The 14,885-nt window shown below is 48.2% G+C and carries 16 protein-coding genes and 1 pseudogene; 6 read left to right on the plus strand and 11 right to left on the minus strand.

The genetic code is table 11. The features are described 5' to 3' along the window. Nucleotides 1–34 precede the first annotated feature (34 nt). From DWY76_RS07010 to DWY76_RS14340, 5 genes are read right to left on the minus strand one after another with little or no spacing between them, the layout of a single operon-like run. Nucleotides 35–1,048, minus strand: coding sequence for a sensor histidine kinase (locus DWY76_RS07010; protein WP_102287016.1), 1,014 nt, complete (start codon nt 1,046–1,048; stop codon nt 35–37). Beyond that, nucleotides 1,045–1,716 carry a response regulator transcription factor gene (locus tag DWY76_RS07015; RefSeq protein WP_120080604.1) on the minus strand — a complete coding sequence of 224 codons (672 nt, stop codon included), beginning with the start codon at nt 1,714–1,716 and terminating at the stop codon, nt 1,045–1,047. Before DWY76_RS07015 ends, DWY76_RS07010 begins: the two co-directional genes overlap by 4 nt. Before the next feature lie 26 nt (nt 1,717–1,742). Next, complete coding sequence (locus DWY76_RS07020) at nt 1,743–2,384, minus strand: sigma-70 family RNA polymerase sigma factor (RefSeq protein WP_082419129.1); 642 nt, start codon at nt 2,382–2,384, stop codon at nt 1,743–1,745. Then, nucleotides 2,365–3,192 (minus strand): helix-turn-helix transcriptional regulator, encoded by an 828-nt coding sequence (locus DWY76_RS07025; protein ID WP_055149782.1) that lies wholly within the window; start codon nt 3,190–3,192, stop codon nt 2,365–2,367. The genes DWY76_RS07020 and DWY76_RS07025 overlap by 20 nt, the downstream gene beginning before the upstream one ends. After that, on the minus strand, nt 3,192–3,401 hold the full coding sequence (locus DWY76_RS14340; protein WP_015538080.1) for a helix-turn-helix domain-containing protein: 210 nt from the start codon (nt 3,399–3,401) through the stop codon (nt 3,192–3,194). Before DWY76_RS14340 ends, DWY76_RS07025 begins: the two co-directional genes overlap by 1 nt. 231 nt (nt 3,402–3,632) lie before the next feature. Between DWY76_RS14340 and DWY76_RS07035 the strand changes: the two genes are divergently transcribed. The 6 genes and pseudogenes from DWY76_RS07035 to DWY76_RS07055 form a co-directional block, all read left to right on the plus strand. Further along, complete coding sequence (locus tag DWY76_RS07035; protein ID WP_015538079.1) at nt 3,633–4,250, plus strand: CHC2 zinc finger domain-containing protein; 618 nt, start codon at nt 3,633–3,635, stop codon at nt 4,248–4,250. Further along, nucleotides 4,225–5,598, plus strand: coding sequence for a phage/plasmid primase, P4 family (locus DWY76_RS07040; RefSeq protein ID WP_015538078.1), 1,374 nt, complete (start codon nt 4,225–4,227; stop codon nt 5,596–5,598). Before DWY76_RS07035 ends, DWY76_RS07040 begins: the two co-directional genes overlap by 26 nt. A 349-nt stretch (nt 5,599–5,947) precedes the next feature. Beyond that, a complete protein-coding gene (locus DWY76_RS07045; RefSeq protein WP_015538077.1) occupies nt 5,948–7,216 on the plus strand; it encodes a plasmid recombination protein in 1,269 nt (422 codons plus the stop codon). After that, nucleotides 7,179–7,370 carry a hypothetical protein gene (locus DWY76_RS13985; protein WP_207665835.1) on the plus strand — a complete coding sequence of 64 codons (192 nt, stop codon included), beginning with the start codon at nt 7,179–7,181 and terminating at the stop codon, nt 7,368–7,370. Before DWY76_RS07045 ends, DWY76_RS13985 begins: the two co-directional genes overlap by 38 nt. A gap of 136 nt (nt 7,371–7,506) precedes the next feature. After that, complete coding sequence (locus DWY76_RS07050; protein WP_155220044.1) at nt 7,507–8,496, plus strand: virulence RhuM family protein; 990 nt, start codon at nt 7,507–7,509, stop codon at nt 8,494–8,496. 55 nt (nt 8,497–8,551) lie between these two features. Continuing rightward, nucleotides 8,552–10,216: pseudogene (locus DWY76_RS07055) on the plus strand (recombinase family protein); the annotation flags it as partial. 346 nt (nt 10,217–10,562) lie between these two features. Here the strand turns inward: DWY76_RS07055 and DWY76_RS07060 are convergent. Genes DWY76_RS07060 through ribD form a run of 6 tightly spaced genes read right to left on the minus strand, consistent with a single transcriptional unit; the run spans nt 10,563 to nt 14,885 of the window. Beyond that, complete coding sequence (locus tag DWY76_RS07060; protein ID WP_120080607.1) at nt 10,563–11,015, minus strand: low molecular weight protein-tyrosine-phosphatase; 453 nt, start codon at nt 11,013–11,015, stop codon at nt 10,563–10,565. Next, a complete protein-coding gene (locus tag DWY76_RS07065; protein ID WP_005944121.1) occupies nt 11,012–11,428 on the minus strand; it encodes a response regulator transcription factor in 417 nt (138 codons plus the stop codon). Before DWY76_RS07065 ends, DWY76_RS07060 begins: the two co-directional genes overlap by 4 nt. A gap of 20 nt (nt 11,429–11,448) precedes the next feature. Next, nucleotides 11,449–11,925 carry a 6,7-dimethyl-8-ribityllumazine synthase gene (ribE, locus tag DWY76_RS07070; protein WP_112090709.1) on the minus strand — a complete coding sequence of 159 codons (477 nt, stop codon included), beginning with the start codon at nt 11,923–11,925 and terminating at the stop codon, nt 11,449–11,451. A 21-nt stretch (nt 11,926–11,946) separates the two neighbouring features. After that, the gene (locus DWY76_RS07075; RefSeq protein ID WP_120080609.1) at nt 11,947–13,143 is read right to left on the minus strand and encodes a bifunctional 3,4-dihydroxy-2-butanone-4-phosphate synthase/GTP cyclohydrolase II; all 1,197 of its coding nucleotides are present in this window, start codon (nt 13,141–13,143) and stop codon (nt 11,947–11,949) included. A 12-nt stretch (nt 13,144–13,155) separates the two neighbouring features. Continuing rightward, nucleotides 13,156–13,782, minus strand: coding sequence for a riboflavin synthase (locus DWY76_RS07080; protein ID WP_120080650.1), 627 nt, complete (start codon nt 13,780–13,782; stop codon nt 13,156–13,158). Then, entirely contained in the window at nt 13,761–14,885 is a 1,125-nt protein-coding gene (gene ribD, locus DWY76_RS07085; protein ID WP_117535001.1) for a bifunctional diaminohydroxyphosphoribosylaminopyrimidine deaminase/5-amino-6-(5-phosphoribosylamino)uracil reductase RibD, read from the minus strand. Before ribD ends, DWY76_RS07080 begins: the two co-directional genes overlap by 22 nt.

Below are 14,885 nucleotides of genomic sequence, written 5' to 3' on the forward strand. Positions count from 1 at the left end.
TTCTAACAAAAATGTAAGAAGTGCAGAACGCTTTTCAGTTCTGCACTTCATGAATCAGACAGTTAATGTGAAAAGAAAGGGAAATGGCTGTGCCATGTTCCGACGACTCCGCCGTAATGCCAATGCCCAGCTTTTCACAGAGCCGTTTGCACAGATACAGACCAATGCCCGTGGACTGCTGAATCAGACGACCATTCTGACCGGTAAATCCCTTTTCAAAGATACGGGGCAGATCGGACGCAGCAATCCCGATTCCATTGTCCTCCACGACAAGGACAACCTGATCCTGCCGTTTATGAGTAGAAATGCGGAGAACCGGCTGCTTCGTACGATACTTGACCGCATTGACAATCAGTTGATTTAGGATAAAACGCACCCACTTTTCATCTGAATAAACCGTATCCTGCATTTCCTCCACTTCCAGGCGCATACCACTTTGGAGCAGCAGATATTTGTTATCTGCAATCGCCTGATGCACCACTTGGGACAGTGCCATTTCCCGGACAGAATAATCTTTCTCTGTATGCTCACTGCGGGCATAATAAAGAGCCTGTTCCGTAAAGCGGTTGGTCTTTTCCAGTTCCAGCAGAAGTTCTTTTGTCCAGTTCGTCCGATGGTTTTCACATAGGAGTTTCATGGCAGTAATGGGCGTTTTGATTTCGTGAATCCATTGTTCAATGTATTCCTTGTACTCCAGGCGTTCCCGCTCGACCTCCCCAATCTGCTCCAACATGGATTTTCCAGCCATTTTCAAAATCTGATAGTAAACCTGATCCTCGGCCTGTTCCGGCAGTTCCATCACTTCAGAAATAAGGTATCTCTCGGAGAGCTGCTTCGCCATATCCAGAAGTTTTTTCATCTGCCGCTTTCGTTTCCAGTAAGTGAGGACAAGTCCCATCAGCAAAATCAATGCCCATACGATCAGGATCAATACTACTGCGGAAGCCGAATTGCCGCACACCAGCAAAAATACAGTGAGCGCAGCCATGCAAACAAGGTTCGTCAGCAGAAATGGAAGCCTGTTTTTCCAATACCGTTTGCTGTTCATATCGTGTACCCCTGGCGATGCTTTGTCTTGATAAAATTCGTCAGGCCAATGCCCGCCAGTTTTTCCCGGATGCGGTTGATATTGACGCTCAAAGCATTGTCATCCACATATAGCTGATTGTCCCATAGATAATCTACAATATCATTACGGGAACAAATCTTTCCTGCGTGTTTGAAAAGATAATATAATATTTTCAATTCATTCTTTGTCAGTTCTGCTTGGTTACCGTCATATTCAATCGTGCTACTTTCTAAGTGAAGAATCGCTCCTTGCCAATTCAGACGCTCAATTTGTTCTATCGGGTAAGCTCGTTTCATCAAGGATGAAATCTTTGCCAGCAGAATTGCTGTGTTATAAGGCTTGGTGATAAAAGCATCTCCACCCAGCAAAATACTGTTCAATTCATCCATGTCCGTATTGCAGCTTGTTACAAAGATAATCGGTACATTGGAAAAACTGCGGATTTGAGAACAGATTGAGTAGCCGCTTTCTTGTGGCAGCTTTATGTCCAGCAAAATCAAATAGGGATGAGTATTTTTGACCGCTTGCATAACTGATGTAAAGTCAGTAACTGCGGATGCCTCATATCCGTTTCCGTTTAACAGAACTTGTAATTCAGTTTGAATGATTGGGTCATCTTCGATGATGAGTATTTTATATTTTTCCATGATTACATGTCCCTTTCTTTGAATATTTAGTACCACCAAGGCAGTTCCAGCCAGAAGTTATCCAGAGCCAATTTCTCCGTGGACTTTGCTCTGCTCTCTGACAGATGGAAGTGCTTCGCCGTTTCGCTCAGAGGATGGAGGACATCGTCCTCAAAGCCAAAGCGATACCAGAGATAGGCTTTCTCTCGCTCATCAATCATTTCCAGAGCCGTATGGATTTCTTCGTGGGTTTCCTTTGCAATGAAAATCTGCTCTGGGTTCTGTACTCTGGAATCTGCTATAAATTCATGTTGTCCCTTATTCTCGCCCTTTTTGACCTCATCCAGACGAATGATACAGTCCAGATTTTTGGCTTCAAAGGTAGGATTCAGCCTGCGGATGTAGTCCAGCATGGCATTATGAATAGCCGGGGCAGCATAGGTCAAAAACTTGTTCCCGTAGTCGGGTTGAAAGCTGCTTATGCAGCCCAGAAGCCCCAATGAACCCTCCTGCACCAAATCGTTCAGTTCAATGCCGAGGGCAACGTTCAGCTCCCGCTGTGCGCTCCATATCTCGTATGCCGTCTTTCGGATAAACCGCAGATTGTTCTCTACAAGGGCGTTTTCTGCCCATTTGTCACCGCTCTGCGCCGCAATACAGAGCTGCTCGTTAGTTATCTTGTCCATCATCTTCCGGCAGCACCATCGTCTGCATCAGCCCCAGCAAGGCTTTGTTAAAGTTGTCCAGAGCTTCCTGATTGACTCCATCGACACCGGAAATGCTGCCTGTAATAGCATCAACAACTGCTTCCGGCGTGATGGTCGGATTCTGCATATCCTGCCCCTTGGTCAGCTCGGCAAACATCTTTTCGGTGGCTTCCTTGCTGATTGCCTTGGCTGCGACCAAATCGCTGCCTGCTTCTTTCTTGATTTCCTTAACCACCGTCATAAAGGTGTTTTGAATCGTGGTCTGGTCTGCCTGATAAGCGGGAATTTTCATGGCATTAGCGGTTCGGGCTGCCTGTACTGCTTCGGGAGCTTGGTTCTGTCCCAACAGCAGAGAGCCAACGGTAGCAAACATCTGGTTTTGTGCGGCATATCCTCTTGCAAGGGTATCATCCATATACTGTGCAATCATATAAGTAACCATGGCAAAGCGGGGATTTTCCAGCAGACGGTTGACTACATCATTGTTGACCTTTCCGGTATAAAGATTCTTTGCAGCTTCAACAGATAATCCCAGTTCTGAAATATCGTAGTTCTTTTTATCCGGGATTACGGTCGTACCCAAGATAAAGTCCGTGGACACATTGAACACTCTGGCGATGCGGATAACGCTTTCTTCGCTCAGCTTTTCGGTCTTTCCGCTAAGGAAGCGGCTGATGGTGCTTTCATTCACATCAATCCGAAGTGCCAGTTCTCGCTGGGTCATCTTGCGTTCTCTCATTACATCAACGATTCTTTTCCGAACATCGGCGGGTAAATAAGTATCAGCCATTATGCTTCCTCCCCTCTGTCTGTTTTCTGTTTGATATATTTTCCGCTTTTAATGCGGGCATCTGTCGGCTTTTCAGCGTCCTCCGGGATGATCCAGCGGCTTCCTGCCCGCTGTGCGCCCGGTATGCGGTCATTGTTGCAGAGGATACCAACTCTTCGGGGAGAGATACCCCATTTCTCGGCAACTTCAAATGTAGACAGGTATTTCATTTCTGTATCATCCCTCCTGATTCATATTAACTTCAATTATATTCTATTTACGGAACAATATCAACCAACTTTGTGTGAACACTGCCGTCTCGAAACTTGCATTTTTTCAAGTTTTCGGGGCGGCTTTTTGCTTTGCTTGCGGAAGTGCCTGATTTTTCGGTTGAAAGCGTTTTTCTGCGTATATTCAGGCAGATGAAAAAATCATCGAGAAAAATCAAGGAGGTTATGCAAATGAACATTTTTGAAACAGTCAAGGCGGCGGTCACGGTTAGGCAAGCCGCCGAACACTACGGGCTGAAAATCAATCGCTCCGGGATGATTTGCTGCCCTTTCCACGATGACAGACACCCCAGCTTGAAGCTGAACGAGGATTACTTCTATTGCTTCGGCTGCGGTGCCAAGGGAGATGTGATTGACTTTGTGGCAAGGCTGCTTGACCTGTCTGCCTATGAAGCAGCGCAGAGACTGGCTGCGGATTTCGGACTGGACAGGCCGCCGTCCGTGGTGGCACAGGTAAAGAAGTACCGTCCCCGTGTGAATCAGTCGAAACAGGACGAGCTTTTCTGCATGAATGTGCTGTCCGGGTATCTTCATCTTTTGGAGGACTGGAAAGAGCGATATGCTCCCGAAGCACCGGAGGACGAGCCGGATGAGAGGTTCGTGGAAGCTTGCCACAAGCTGGAATATGTGGAGTATCTGAACGATTTGCTCCTTATGAGCGATCAGGAAGAAAGGACTGATACCGTCAAGGAACTTTTGACAGACGGAACGATTGCAAGAATGCAAACACGACTGGACGAGCAGAAAAAGGAGGTGCGCTGCCATGTCAGAGAACAGGAAATTGCTTGAGATGAATGTGCCGATGTGGTTTGACGGCAAGAGTATCAATGAAGCTCTGTTTTGTGAAGATTTTCTGAGAACCCGTCAGATTATCTTTGCAAACGGAGCTTTTTTCACACCTGATGGTCGAGTGACGGACGACCTGCCGCTTCGTGGCGAAATCTTTGAAGAATTGAAATATTGTGCCGTGAACAACATTCCCCGCAAAATCAGCAACATCATTGAGATTATGAAGCTGGCGGCTCATGTGGAGGACTTCCCGCCGGAGCAGGACAGGATTCATCTGGCAAACGGTACGCTCATGCTGGACGGCACTTTTACAGAGGGGAAGCCGGATATTGTGAGAAACAGGCTCCCGGTTTTCTATCGCCCGGATACTCCGAAACCTGTGCTGTGGCTTTCCTTTCTGAATGGTCTGCTTTACCCGGAGGACATCCCTACCTTGCAGGAATTTATCGGCTATTGCCTGATTCCCTCCAATAAAGGACAGAGGATGATGGTCATTAAGGGCAATGGCGGCGAGGGTAAATCCCAAATCGGTGCGGTGCTGGGGCAAATGCTGGGCAGTTCCATGAAGGACGGAAGCATTGGTAAAATCTCTGAGAACCGATTTGCCCGTGCCGATCTGGAGCATATCCTCCTATGCGTGGATGATGATATGCGAATGGAAGCCTTGCGCCAGACCAATTATGTGAAATCCATTGTGACAGCTCAAGGGAAAATGGATTTGGAGCGCAAGGGCAAACAGAGCTATCAGGGCTGGATGTTCGCCCGTCTGCTGGCTTTCTCCAATGGAGATTTACAGGCATTGTATGACCGAAGTGACGGTTTCTACCGCAGACAGCTTGTGCTGACCACAAAGGAAAAGCCTGCCGGAAGAATGGATGACCCTGACCTCGCCCAGAAGATGAAAGCTGAGGTGGAGGGCATTTTCCTCTGGGCGTTTGAGGGATTGCAGCGTCTGGTTGCCAACAATTTCAAATTCACGGAAAGTGAGCGCACCAAAACCAACCGAGAGTCCGTCAAGCGTGACAACAACAATATTTTCGACTTCATGGAGTCTGAGGGCTATATCCGGCTGAAAGCGGATGCTTCCATCAGCTCCAAGGAGCTGTACGAAATTTATCGGATGTGGTGTGAGGAAAATTCTCTGCCGCCCCTGAAATCCCGCAGCTTTAGTGACAGTGTGGTGGCAAATTTAAGTCGCTACAATCTGGAACACACCAACAAAATCACAAACTCTGCCGGGCGCAGGGTGTGGGGATTCATGGGAATTGAAGCCGTAGCCCGTCCGAATATAAATGGGTTTTACGACGTTTCGCCGTGTACGTACGTACCGGAGGAATGGCGGGATTGATTTTTTGGTACGTACGTACACAGCGTACGAGCGTAAATCACTCCTGTATAAAACCTTCGTGACGTACCCAAATGACAGGAAAAAGTCAGTCTTTTTTCTGTCAACGGACGGGGCGGTTTCGCAAAACAGCAGCCGTCCGTGCCGGACATTGGAAAGAGGAGCAGACAACTTTCTGATGTTCGGCAGAGGTCGCCGCAGCGACCGCATTACCCTCGGAGAGCCCCTCGGGAGAGCCCACGGCACTTTGCAGCCAGTATGGATGAAAGTGTCATAGTGGGTTATTACACTTCCGCAGAAGTGCCTTTCCAAAGCTACCTGTCTGCAAATCCCAAAGAAAGGAAGGAAAAATATGGCAAGAAATGACGGAGTTGACCGTACCTGTGCAAGAAATATGGATGTCACAGATAATGACATCGGAGATGCACAGGCACACAATGAGCGTGAAAAAGAAATATACAGTAACGAAGATATTATCCCGGAAAGAAGTTCCCTCAACGTACACTTCAAAGAACCTACCGGGAGCTACGCTGAAATGTTTGAGCAGATGAAAGCTGACAACATCATTTCCACCAGAGGTCTGAAGGCGGATGCCGTCCATTTCAACGAAATGGTCTTTGATGTGAACTCTGCGTACTTCGACAATCACGGCGGTTATGAATACGCCAGACAGTTTTATGAGGAAGCCTATAAATCCGCTGTGGAGATTGTTGGCGGTGAACAGTATATCCTCTCGGCAGTCATGCACGCTGACGAGATTAACCGGGCGATGTCCGAAGCACTTGGCAAGGACGTGTTCCATTATCATCTTCATGTGGTCTATGTCCCTGTGGTGGAGAAACAGATTTTGTGGTCGAAACGCTGCAAGGATGAAGCTCTCAGAGGAACGGTAAAGGAAACCATTATGCAGGTCAGCCGCAGTAAAAAGTGGCTGTCCAAACCTGCTGTGGACAAAGATGGAAAACCAATTCTGCAAGTCAATGGTAAGCCTGTTCTCCGAAAATCCTATTCTGTTTTACAGGATGATTTTTTTCAGCACATGAGAGCTGCCGGATATACCGATGTGGAACGTGGAGAGCGTGACAGCACCGAGGAACATCTGACTGTGACCCAGTTTAAGGTGGCAAAGGAAAAGCAGCGACTGGAAGCTGTGACGGCGGAACTGAACCAGAAAGAAGCACAGCTTGACGATACTACACAGGCTGCGGAGAAGAAAAAGCAGGAGCTTAAATCCCTGCAAGCACAGACTAAGGCGGCAACCGGAATAGCGGTGACGGTTCAGGAGCTGGAGTCGATGGGTAAGAAATCTTTTACCGGGAACATCGTCTTGACACCCGATGAATGCCGTACTCTCAAAAATTATGCTGTCAGCAGCTTTGCTGAAAAAGCGGAGAAATTAAAATACCAGCAGAAATATGAAACAGCCAAGAAAGATGCTGGGGTATGGAAAAAACGATATGAGAAACTTCTGGAACAGGCTCAGCCGTATCTGGATGCTGTCAAGCTCGCACCTGAAAGGGTACGGGCTTTTCTTAATGCCGTTTTGACCAGAGGAAAAGAGAAACAGGACATTCCGCAGGAACGTGGACGAAAAAGAAAGGAGAGCACTATTGACAGATAAATGGAATGGTTTTGCCGATTTACTTGCAAATTTAATAGAAAAATATGCGGCGGTTCTGGATATTGATAATCTTCCAGAGCCGCCGTCTTGTTTGGAGGAAGAAAACACATCTGAAGAACCCAGTGACACTATTGAATTGATGGAAAAGCAATGATATAATAGTCGTGGAATAAGTGTCCAAACTCTATGCGAGAGCTACTGTTCTCAACGCATAGAGCTACATAGAATAAAAGCGCAATACCCCGTTGCACAATTAGAAATGAGGTGTTCCGGTGAACAATTATGATGATATGAATCAAAAATCCAATATGATTATTTACACAACAGAAGATGGATTGACAAAAATTGAAACCACATTTGATGAGGATACCGTGTGGTTATCCATTGACCAGATGGCAGAGTTGTTCCAGAGAGATAAATCTACTATTTCAAGACATATAAAAAATGTATTTTCCGAAGGCGAGCTGCAGCGAGAGTCAGTTGTTGCAAATTTTGCAACAACTGCGGCAGATGGAAAAACCTATCAGGTTGACTACTATAATCTTGATGTTATCATTTCTGTCGGCTATCGTGTAAAATCCAAGCGTGGCACACAGTTCAGAATCTGGGCAACTAACATTCTCAAAGAATACATGAAAAAAGGTTTTGCTTTGGATGATGAACGATTGAAAAATCTGGGCGGCGGTGGATATTTCAAGGAACTGCTTGAAAGAATCAGAGACATCCGTGCATCGGAAAAGGTGTTTTATCGTCAAGTGCTTGAAATCTATGCCACCAGCATTGACTACGACCCGAAAGCGGAAATCTCTATCCGTTTTTTCAAAAAGGTTCAGAATAAAATTCATTATGCCATTCACGGACAGACTGCGGCAGAAGTGATTTATACAAGAGCGGATGCGGAAAAAGAGTTCATGGGACTTACCACCTTTGCCGGTAATCAGCCGACACTCAAAGAAGCGATTGTTGCGAAAAACTATCTGAATGAGAAAGAGCTTCGTGCTATGGGACAACTTGTATCCGGGTATCTGGATTTTGCGGAACGTCAGGCAGAGCGTGAACAGGCAATGACGATGCAGGACTGGGCAGAGCATCTGGATCGCATTCTTACCATGAGTGGAGAGCAGCTTTTAATTGGAAATGGAAGCATTACTCATAAGCAGGCTGTTGATAAAGCGACTGGAGAATATCGAAAATATAAGACAAGAACGCTCAGCGACGTGGAAAATGATTATTTAAATTCGATAAAGATGTTGGAACAGAAAACTGACGGCAAAAAATAACAGACGATGAAAGCTGAATTATGCCACAGGCTGTGGCACAAATGAGGATGGCGATATGAAAGAAAAAACAAAAGTATATATTTATACGAGAGTATCTACTGCCGTTCAGGTAGACGGTTACTCCTTGGATGCTCAGAAATCAAGAATGAAAGCCTATGCTGAGTTCAACGATTTTGAAATCGTCGGTGAATATGAGGATGCCGGTAAATCGGGAAAGTCCATTGAGGGCAGATTGGAATTTAACCGCATGATGGAGGATATCAAGTCCGGTAAAGATGGCGTGTCCTATGTGCTGGTGTTCAAGTTATCACGTTTTGGCAGAAATGCGGCAGATGTGCTGTCTACCTTACAGGTGATGCAAGATTTCGATGTCAATCTGATTTGTGTGGAGGATGGCATTGATTCTTCCAAAGATGCCGGTAAGCTGATGATTTCCGTGCTTTCTGCGGTTGCCGAGATTGAGCGTGAGAATATCCGTGTTCAGACGATGGAAGGCAGAATCCAGAAAGCTCGTGAGGGTAAATGGAACGGTGGTTTTGCTCCCTACGGATACAAATTGGAAAAAGGTATGCTGTATATCAACGAGGAAGAAGCCGAGGCAATCCGCATTATCTTTGACCAGTATGTGCATACCGATATAGGAGCTAACGGACTTGCGAAATACCTTGCCAATCACGGTATCAACAAAATTCAGCGGCAGAATGGAAAAAATCCTCTGTTTGATGCAGCCCTGATTCGCAGAATTTTGAAAAATCCCGTTTACTGTGGTAAAATTGCTTACGGCAGGAGAAGAACAGAAAAGGTACATGGAACTCGCAATGATTACCGACTTGTGGAGCAGGAAAATTATCTGTTAGTTGACGGTCTGCATGAAGCCATTGTATCAGAAGGACTCTGGCATGAAGCCCAAGTAAAACTTCTTGCTCAGGCGAAGAAGTATGAAAAGGTCAACAACGGTAAAGACAACAAGGTACACCTGCTGACCGGATTACTTAAATGTCCTATTTGCGGAGCCGGAATGTACGGCAACAAAAGCATCAAGCACAAGCCGGACGGCACGAAATATAAGGATTTCTTCTATTATGGCTGCAAACACCGCACTATGACCCGTGGTCATAAGTGTGAATACAAGAAGCAAATCAATGAGGAATTGCTGGACGGTGCTGTTGCAGAGGTTATTATCAAACTGGTCAGCAATCCGAAGTTTGCGGCGATGATGCAGCAAAAAATCAATATGAAGATAGATACATCCGCCATTGAACAGGAGATTGCCAATTATGAAAAACAGCTTCGTCAGAGCTATGCTACGAAGTCCCGTTTGATTGATGAGATTGATACCCTTGACCCAGATGATAAGCACTACATCAAGCGTAAAGCAGACCTTGATGATCGCCTTTATAAAATGTATGATAAGATAGAGGATACGGAGAATCTGTTGATTGAAGCCAGAGCAAAGAAAATGGCAATAGAAGCAGAAAAACTCACTGCTGACAATATCTACAAAGTGCTGATTTATTTTGAAAAGCTGTACGCTGTCATGGACGAGCAGGAGAAGCGACAGATTATGGAATCGCTGATTTCTGAAATCCATATCTATGAGGAACGACAGCCAAACGGTCAGTGGCTCAAATCCATCAAATTCAAGCTTCCGATTATTGAGGAAGATATGGAAATGAGTTTGGACAGTGATACACATGTCGAGACGGTATGCGCATTGTCCAAACTAGATATCTACCAGAAGATCACGGTGAATCTGAAAATGGATGAACTGGATGTGACTGCTGCAGAGACCAAGGCTACCTATGAAGAGATCCGGGAGTACGTCAAGGAACACACCGGTCTGAACGTGAGCGACCTCTATATTGCACAGGTCAAGCAGAAATGCGGCATCAAGGAGCGGCAGAACTACAACAAGCCTAAGGCTGAGAACCCCAAGCGGCTCAAGTGCCCGGCGGAGAAGGAAAGAGCCATCCGGGAGGCGCTGAAGTATTTTAAGATGATTTGAAATAAAAAATAGACGGATGTCTGTCAACTGGCAGACATCCGTCCGTTTTTATGATAATCTGTTATGATCGCAGTTCCTCAAGCAATGCCGTGCATCCTTCCAGTATATCCTGCCATGTGGCTTCAAAATCTCCCGTGAACCATGGGTCTGCCACTTCACGGGGATGATCCGTATGCGCCATCAGCAGCGAGACTTTATGCTGTGGGTCTCCGCCGACAAGCCGCAGGATGTCGCACAGATTACTTTCGTCCATGCCAATCAGATGATCATACCGTGCATAATCCAGCCGGGTCATCTGCCGGGCGGTCTTGCCATTGCAGTCGATGCCATGTTCTGCCAGCTTCTGCCGTGCAGGAGGATAGACCGGATTTCCGATTTCCCATGCACTGGTGGCGGCTGATGCGATTTCAAATCGCTCGGATAGTCCTGCCTTGGACGTAAGGTCTTTCATCACATACTCCGCCATCGGGCTTCGGCAGATATTTCCGAGACAAATAAATAAGATCCTGGTCATGCCGGGTCGTTCTCCTTTTGGCTTACAAAAGCATAGCCGCCGTGGGTAGTGCGGATAAAGCTACCGCAGCCGGCCAGCTTCTTTCGCAGATTGGAAACGGTATTTGCCACGACCTTTAAGGTGTCGTCACAGTTTTGTCCCCACACAGCACGGAAAAGCTCTTCTTTTGAGAAAATTTGTCCTTCGTGGGAGGCAAGCATCAGCAGCAAATCGAACTCCAGTCGTGTAAGGGAGACTTTTCTGCCGTTGCACGACACTTCGTGGGTCATTCCGTCCAGTGTAAGCCCCGGAAGAACCAACTTCTCCCATGAATCAATGGATATTTGCTCTGCCTCGATGTGCTCTCGTTCCAGAAGCATCCGGATCTTCTGCTCTAATTCCGGGTCAGGCTGTCGGGTCTTTATAACGATCATGGCAAACTCCTGCGTGTATTTTACTCTGCGGCGGTATCCATTTCCCGGAGCAGGTTTACCATCTCGATGGCACTGACTGCACAGTCATAGCCTTTATTACCTGCTTTGGTGCCTGCCCGCTCGATGGCCTGTTCGATGTTTTCGGTGGTCAGAACACCAAAGAGGACGGGAACCCCGCTTTCCAGCGAGACCGTGGCAATGCCTTTGGAAACCTCATTGCACACATAGTCGTAATGGCTGGTAGAACCGCGAATCACGGCACCAAGGCAGATCACAGCATCATACTTTCCGCTTTTTGCCATTTTAGAGGCAACCAGTGGGATCTCAAAAGCACCCGGAACCCATGCAACATGAATATCAGCGTCCTGCACATCGTGCCGGAGCAGACCATCCATTGCTCCGCTCAGAAGTTTGGACGTGATAAATTCGTTGAATCGGGCAGCTACGATACCGACCTTGACGTTCTGAGAAACCAGCTTACCTTCAAATGTTTTCATTTTTAAATACCTCTTTCGTTGTTAATATTCCAGAAGATGCCCCATCCGTGCCTGCTTCGTTTTCAGGTAAAACAGGTCATACGGGGTCGCCGTCATCTGAATGGGTACGCGCTCGGAGATCTCCAGCCCAAACTCGGAGAGCTGATATACTTTGTCCGGGTTATTGGTAAGCAGGCGCAGGCTTTTTACGCCAAGTTCCCGGAGGATCTGTGCGCCGAGATAATACTCCCGTTCATCTCCATGGAACCCCAGAGCGAGATTGGCTTCCAGCGTATCCATGCCCTGCTCCTGAAGTTCATAGGCACGCAGCTTGTTGATCAGACCGATGCCCCGGCCTTCCTGCCGCATATAGAGCAGGATACCCCGGCCTTCTTTTTCAATCTGCGTCATGGCAGCGGCCAGCTGCTGGCCGCAGTCGCAACGCAAAGAACCAAATGTATCTCCTGTCAGGCATTCCGAGTGGACGCGGCACAGAATATTCTTTCCATCGCCAATGTCACCTTTTACCAGTGCAATGTGATGCTCTCCGTTCAGGCGGCTCACAAAACCATAAGCTCTGAAGGTGCCATACTTGGTGGGCAGGTTCACCGCCGTTACCCGATCGACCAGTTTATCGTGACACTTGCGGTACTCCTGTAAATCACGGATGGTGATGAATTTGATCTGGAAACGCTCTGCCAGCTTTGCCAGTTCAGCGGTGCGCATCATCGTGCCATCCTCCCGCATGATCTCGCAGCACAGGCCGCATTCTTTCAGCCCTGCCAGACGGCACAGGTCAACGGTTGCTTCCGTGTGACCGTTGCGCTCCAGTACACCGTTCTTTTTTGCCAGAAGGGGGAACATATGGCCCGGTCTGCGGAAATCTTCTGCTTTTGCGTGATCGTCCACACAAGCCATCGCCGTAATGGAACGCTCTGCGGCAGAAATGCCCGTAGAAGTAGAAACGTGGTCGATGGACACCGTAAATGCCGTTTCATGGTTGTCGGTGTTATGCTGCACCATCTGCGGAAATTGCAGCTTCTGGACGAAAGCCTCGGACATCGGCATACAGATCAGACCTTTGCCGTGGGTCGCCATAAAGTTGATGTTTTCGGTGGTGGCAAATTCGGCAGCACAGATGAAGTCCCCCTCGTTTTCACGGTCGGGGTCATCCGTTACCAGAATGATTTTTCCTTGCTTCAGGTCTTGCAAAGCTTCGGGAATGGTATTGAAGTTCATCGTAAACTCTCCTTAAAAGCCGCAACGCAGCAGCATTTCTTTTGTGAGCGTGTTTTGCTTCGGTGTTTCTGATGGAAGCAGCCTCTCGATATATTTTCCAACAACATCGGTTTCCAAATTGACAAAATCCCCTTTGTGCCGTTGGTTCAGGTTCGTCTGACGGACGGTGTGCGGTATCGTGGACACGGAAAAGCCCGTAGGTTCCACCGCAGCCACGGTCAGGCTGATACCGTCTATTGTGATAGAGCCTTTTTCAACGACATAGCGAAGGATCGCAGAATCTGCATGAATGGTGTACCAGATGGCCGTATCGTCTTTTCGGATATTAGCAATGCGTCCGACGCCATCCACATGGCCTGCTACGATGTGTCCGCCAAAACGTCCGTTGGCCGGCATGGCACGTTCCAGATTGACAGCACTTCCAACGGTGAGCTGCGCAAGCGCAGAACGGTTCAAGGTCTCGTGCATGACATCCGCAGCAAAGCTATCCGGGAAGAGCTGCCTGACGGTCAGGCAGATGCCGTTGACGGCGATGCTGTCGCCGATCCTGGTTTCTTCCAGAACCGTTTTTGCACGAACAGTCAGTACGGCGGAATGCTGTCCCCGATTGATGGATTTTATTGTTCCGACTTCTTCCACGATTCCGGTAAACACGGGTACTCCACCTCACTTTCGATCAGGAAATCTTCGCCAAGCTGTTCCAATCGGCTGTTCTTCAGGCGGAATGCAGCATCCGGAAACGAAACACCTGCACCCTCAATGGGTGCTTTGGCATCCCTACCTCCGAACAGCTTCGGGGCGATGTAAGCCTGTACCTGCTGCACGATGCCGCTTTCCAGTGCAGACCAGTTCAAGGTTCCGCCGCCTTCCAGCAGAATGCTGTCGATCTGCTCCTGCCCCAGCTGTTCCATCAGTTGCGGAAGATTCACATGACCGCATTGCTCTTCCAGGCAAAGGACTCGGCACCCGGTCTGTTGATATGCCGCCTGCTTCTCTGGGTCGCCGCAGCAGGTCGCAAGAATGGTGGGGACCTGTTTGGCGGTCGTGACTACCTGTGATTGCAGCGGTGTCCGCAAATGTGTATCACAGATGATCCGGACGGGATCACGGCCACCCTCTATCCGGCAGGTCAGCAGCGGGTCATCTGCCAGAATGGTTCCGACTCCCACCATAATGCCGCGGAATCGGTGTCGCTGCCGTTGAACATGAGTCCGGGCAATTTCCCCGGTGATCCATTTGGAAGCGCCTGTGTATGTGGCGATTTTTCCGTCCATTGTCATGGCGTATTTCATGGAAACGAAGGGGCGTTTTGTGGTGATATAGTGGAAGAACACCTTGTTCAGCGCATCGCATTCCTCTTGCAGAACATTTTCGGTCACATCTATGCCGTGTGCGCGCAGGATTGCAATTCCTTTTCCGGCTACCAGCGGATTCGGGTCAGCGGAACCCACGACCACCCGGTGAATGCCCGCGTCCAGAATCGCATCCACGCAGGGCGGCTGCTTTCCGTAATGGCAGCACGGCTCCAATGTCACATACATGGTCGCTCCCTGCGGATCTTCGGTGCAGGATGCCAGCGCATTGCGCTCCGCATGAGCCTGACCGTATTTCTGGTGCCAGCCCTGTCCGATGATCCTGCCCTCTTTTACGACCACGGCACCCACCATCGGGTTGGGCGATGTCCACCCGCAGCCCTTTTTTGCAAGCTGCAAAGCCAGACGCATATAGTCTTTGTCGTTCAT

The sequence above is a fragment of the Faecalibacterium sp. AF27-11BH genome, from assembly GCF_003603005.1.
Lineage (GTDB): Bacteria > Bacillota > Clostridia > Oscillospirales > Ruminococcaceae > Faecalibacterium > Faecalibacterium taiwanense.

Excerpts from the sequence above, each read along its gene's own strand:
- DWY76_RS07075 (WP_120080609.1), bottom strand. The coding sequence starts at position 13,143 with ATGAACTTCAATACCATTCCCGAAGCTTTGCAAGACCTGAAGCAAGGA.
- DWY76_RS07010 (WP_102287016.1), bottom strand. The coding sequence starts at position 1,048 with ATGAACAGCAAACGGTATTGGAAAAACAGGCTTCCATTTCTGCTGACG.
- DWY76_RS07065 (WP_005944121.1), bottom strand. The coding sequence starts at position 11,428 with ATGATCGTTATAAAGACCCGACAGCCTGACCCGGAATTAGAGCAGAAG.
- DWY76_RS07015 (WP_120080604.1), bottom strand. The coding sequence starts at position 1,716 with ATGGAAAAATATAAAATACTCATCATCGAAGATGACCCAATCATTCAA.
- DWY76_RS07050 (WP_155220044.1), top strand. The coding sequence starts at position 7,507 with ATGAATCAAAAATCCAATATGATTATTTACACAACAGAAGATGGATTG.
- DWY76_RS07025 (WP_055149782.1), bottom strand. The coding sequence starts at position 3,192 with ATGGCTGATACTTATTTACCCGCCGATGTTCGGAAAAGAATCGTTGAT.
- DWY76_RS07045 (WP_015538077.1), top strand. The coding sequence starts at position 5,948 with ATGGCAAGAAATGACGGAGTTGACCGTACCTGTGCAAGAAATATGGAT.
- DWY76_RS07040 (WP_015538078.1), top strand. The coding sequence starts at position 4,225 with ATGTCAGAGAACAGGAAATTGCTTGAGATGAATGTGCCGATGTGGTTT.
- DWY76_RS07035 (WP_015538079.1), top strand. The coding sequence starts at position 3,633 with ATGAACATTTTTGAAACAGTCAAGGCGGCGGTCACGGTTAGGCAAGCC.
- DWY76_RS07020 (WP_082419129.1), bottom strand. The coding sequence starts at position 2,384 with ATGATGGACAAGATAACTAACGAGCAGCTCTGTATTGCGGCGCAGAGC.
- ribD (WP_117535001.1), bottom strand. The coding sequence starts at position 14,885 with ATGAACGACAAAGACTATATGCGTCTGGCTTTGCAGCTTGCAAAAAAG.
- ribE (WP_112090709.1), bottom strand. The coding sequence starts at position 11,925 with ATGAAAACATTTGAAGGTAAGCTGGTTTCTCAGAACGTCAAGGTCGGT.
- DWY76_RS14340 (WP_015538080.1), bottom strand. The coding sequence starts at position 3,401 with ATGAAATACCTGTCTACATTTGAAGTTGCCGAGAAATGGGGTATCTCT.
- DWY76_RS07060 (WP_120080607.1), bottom strand. The coding sequence starts at position 11,015 with ATGACCAGGATCTTATTTATTTGTCTCGGAAATATCTGCCGAAGCCCG.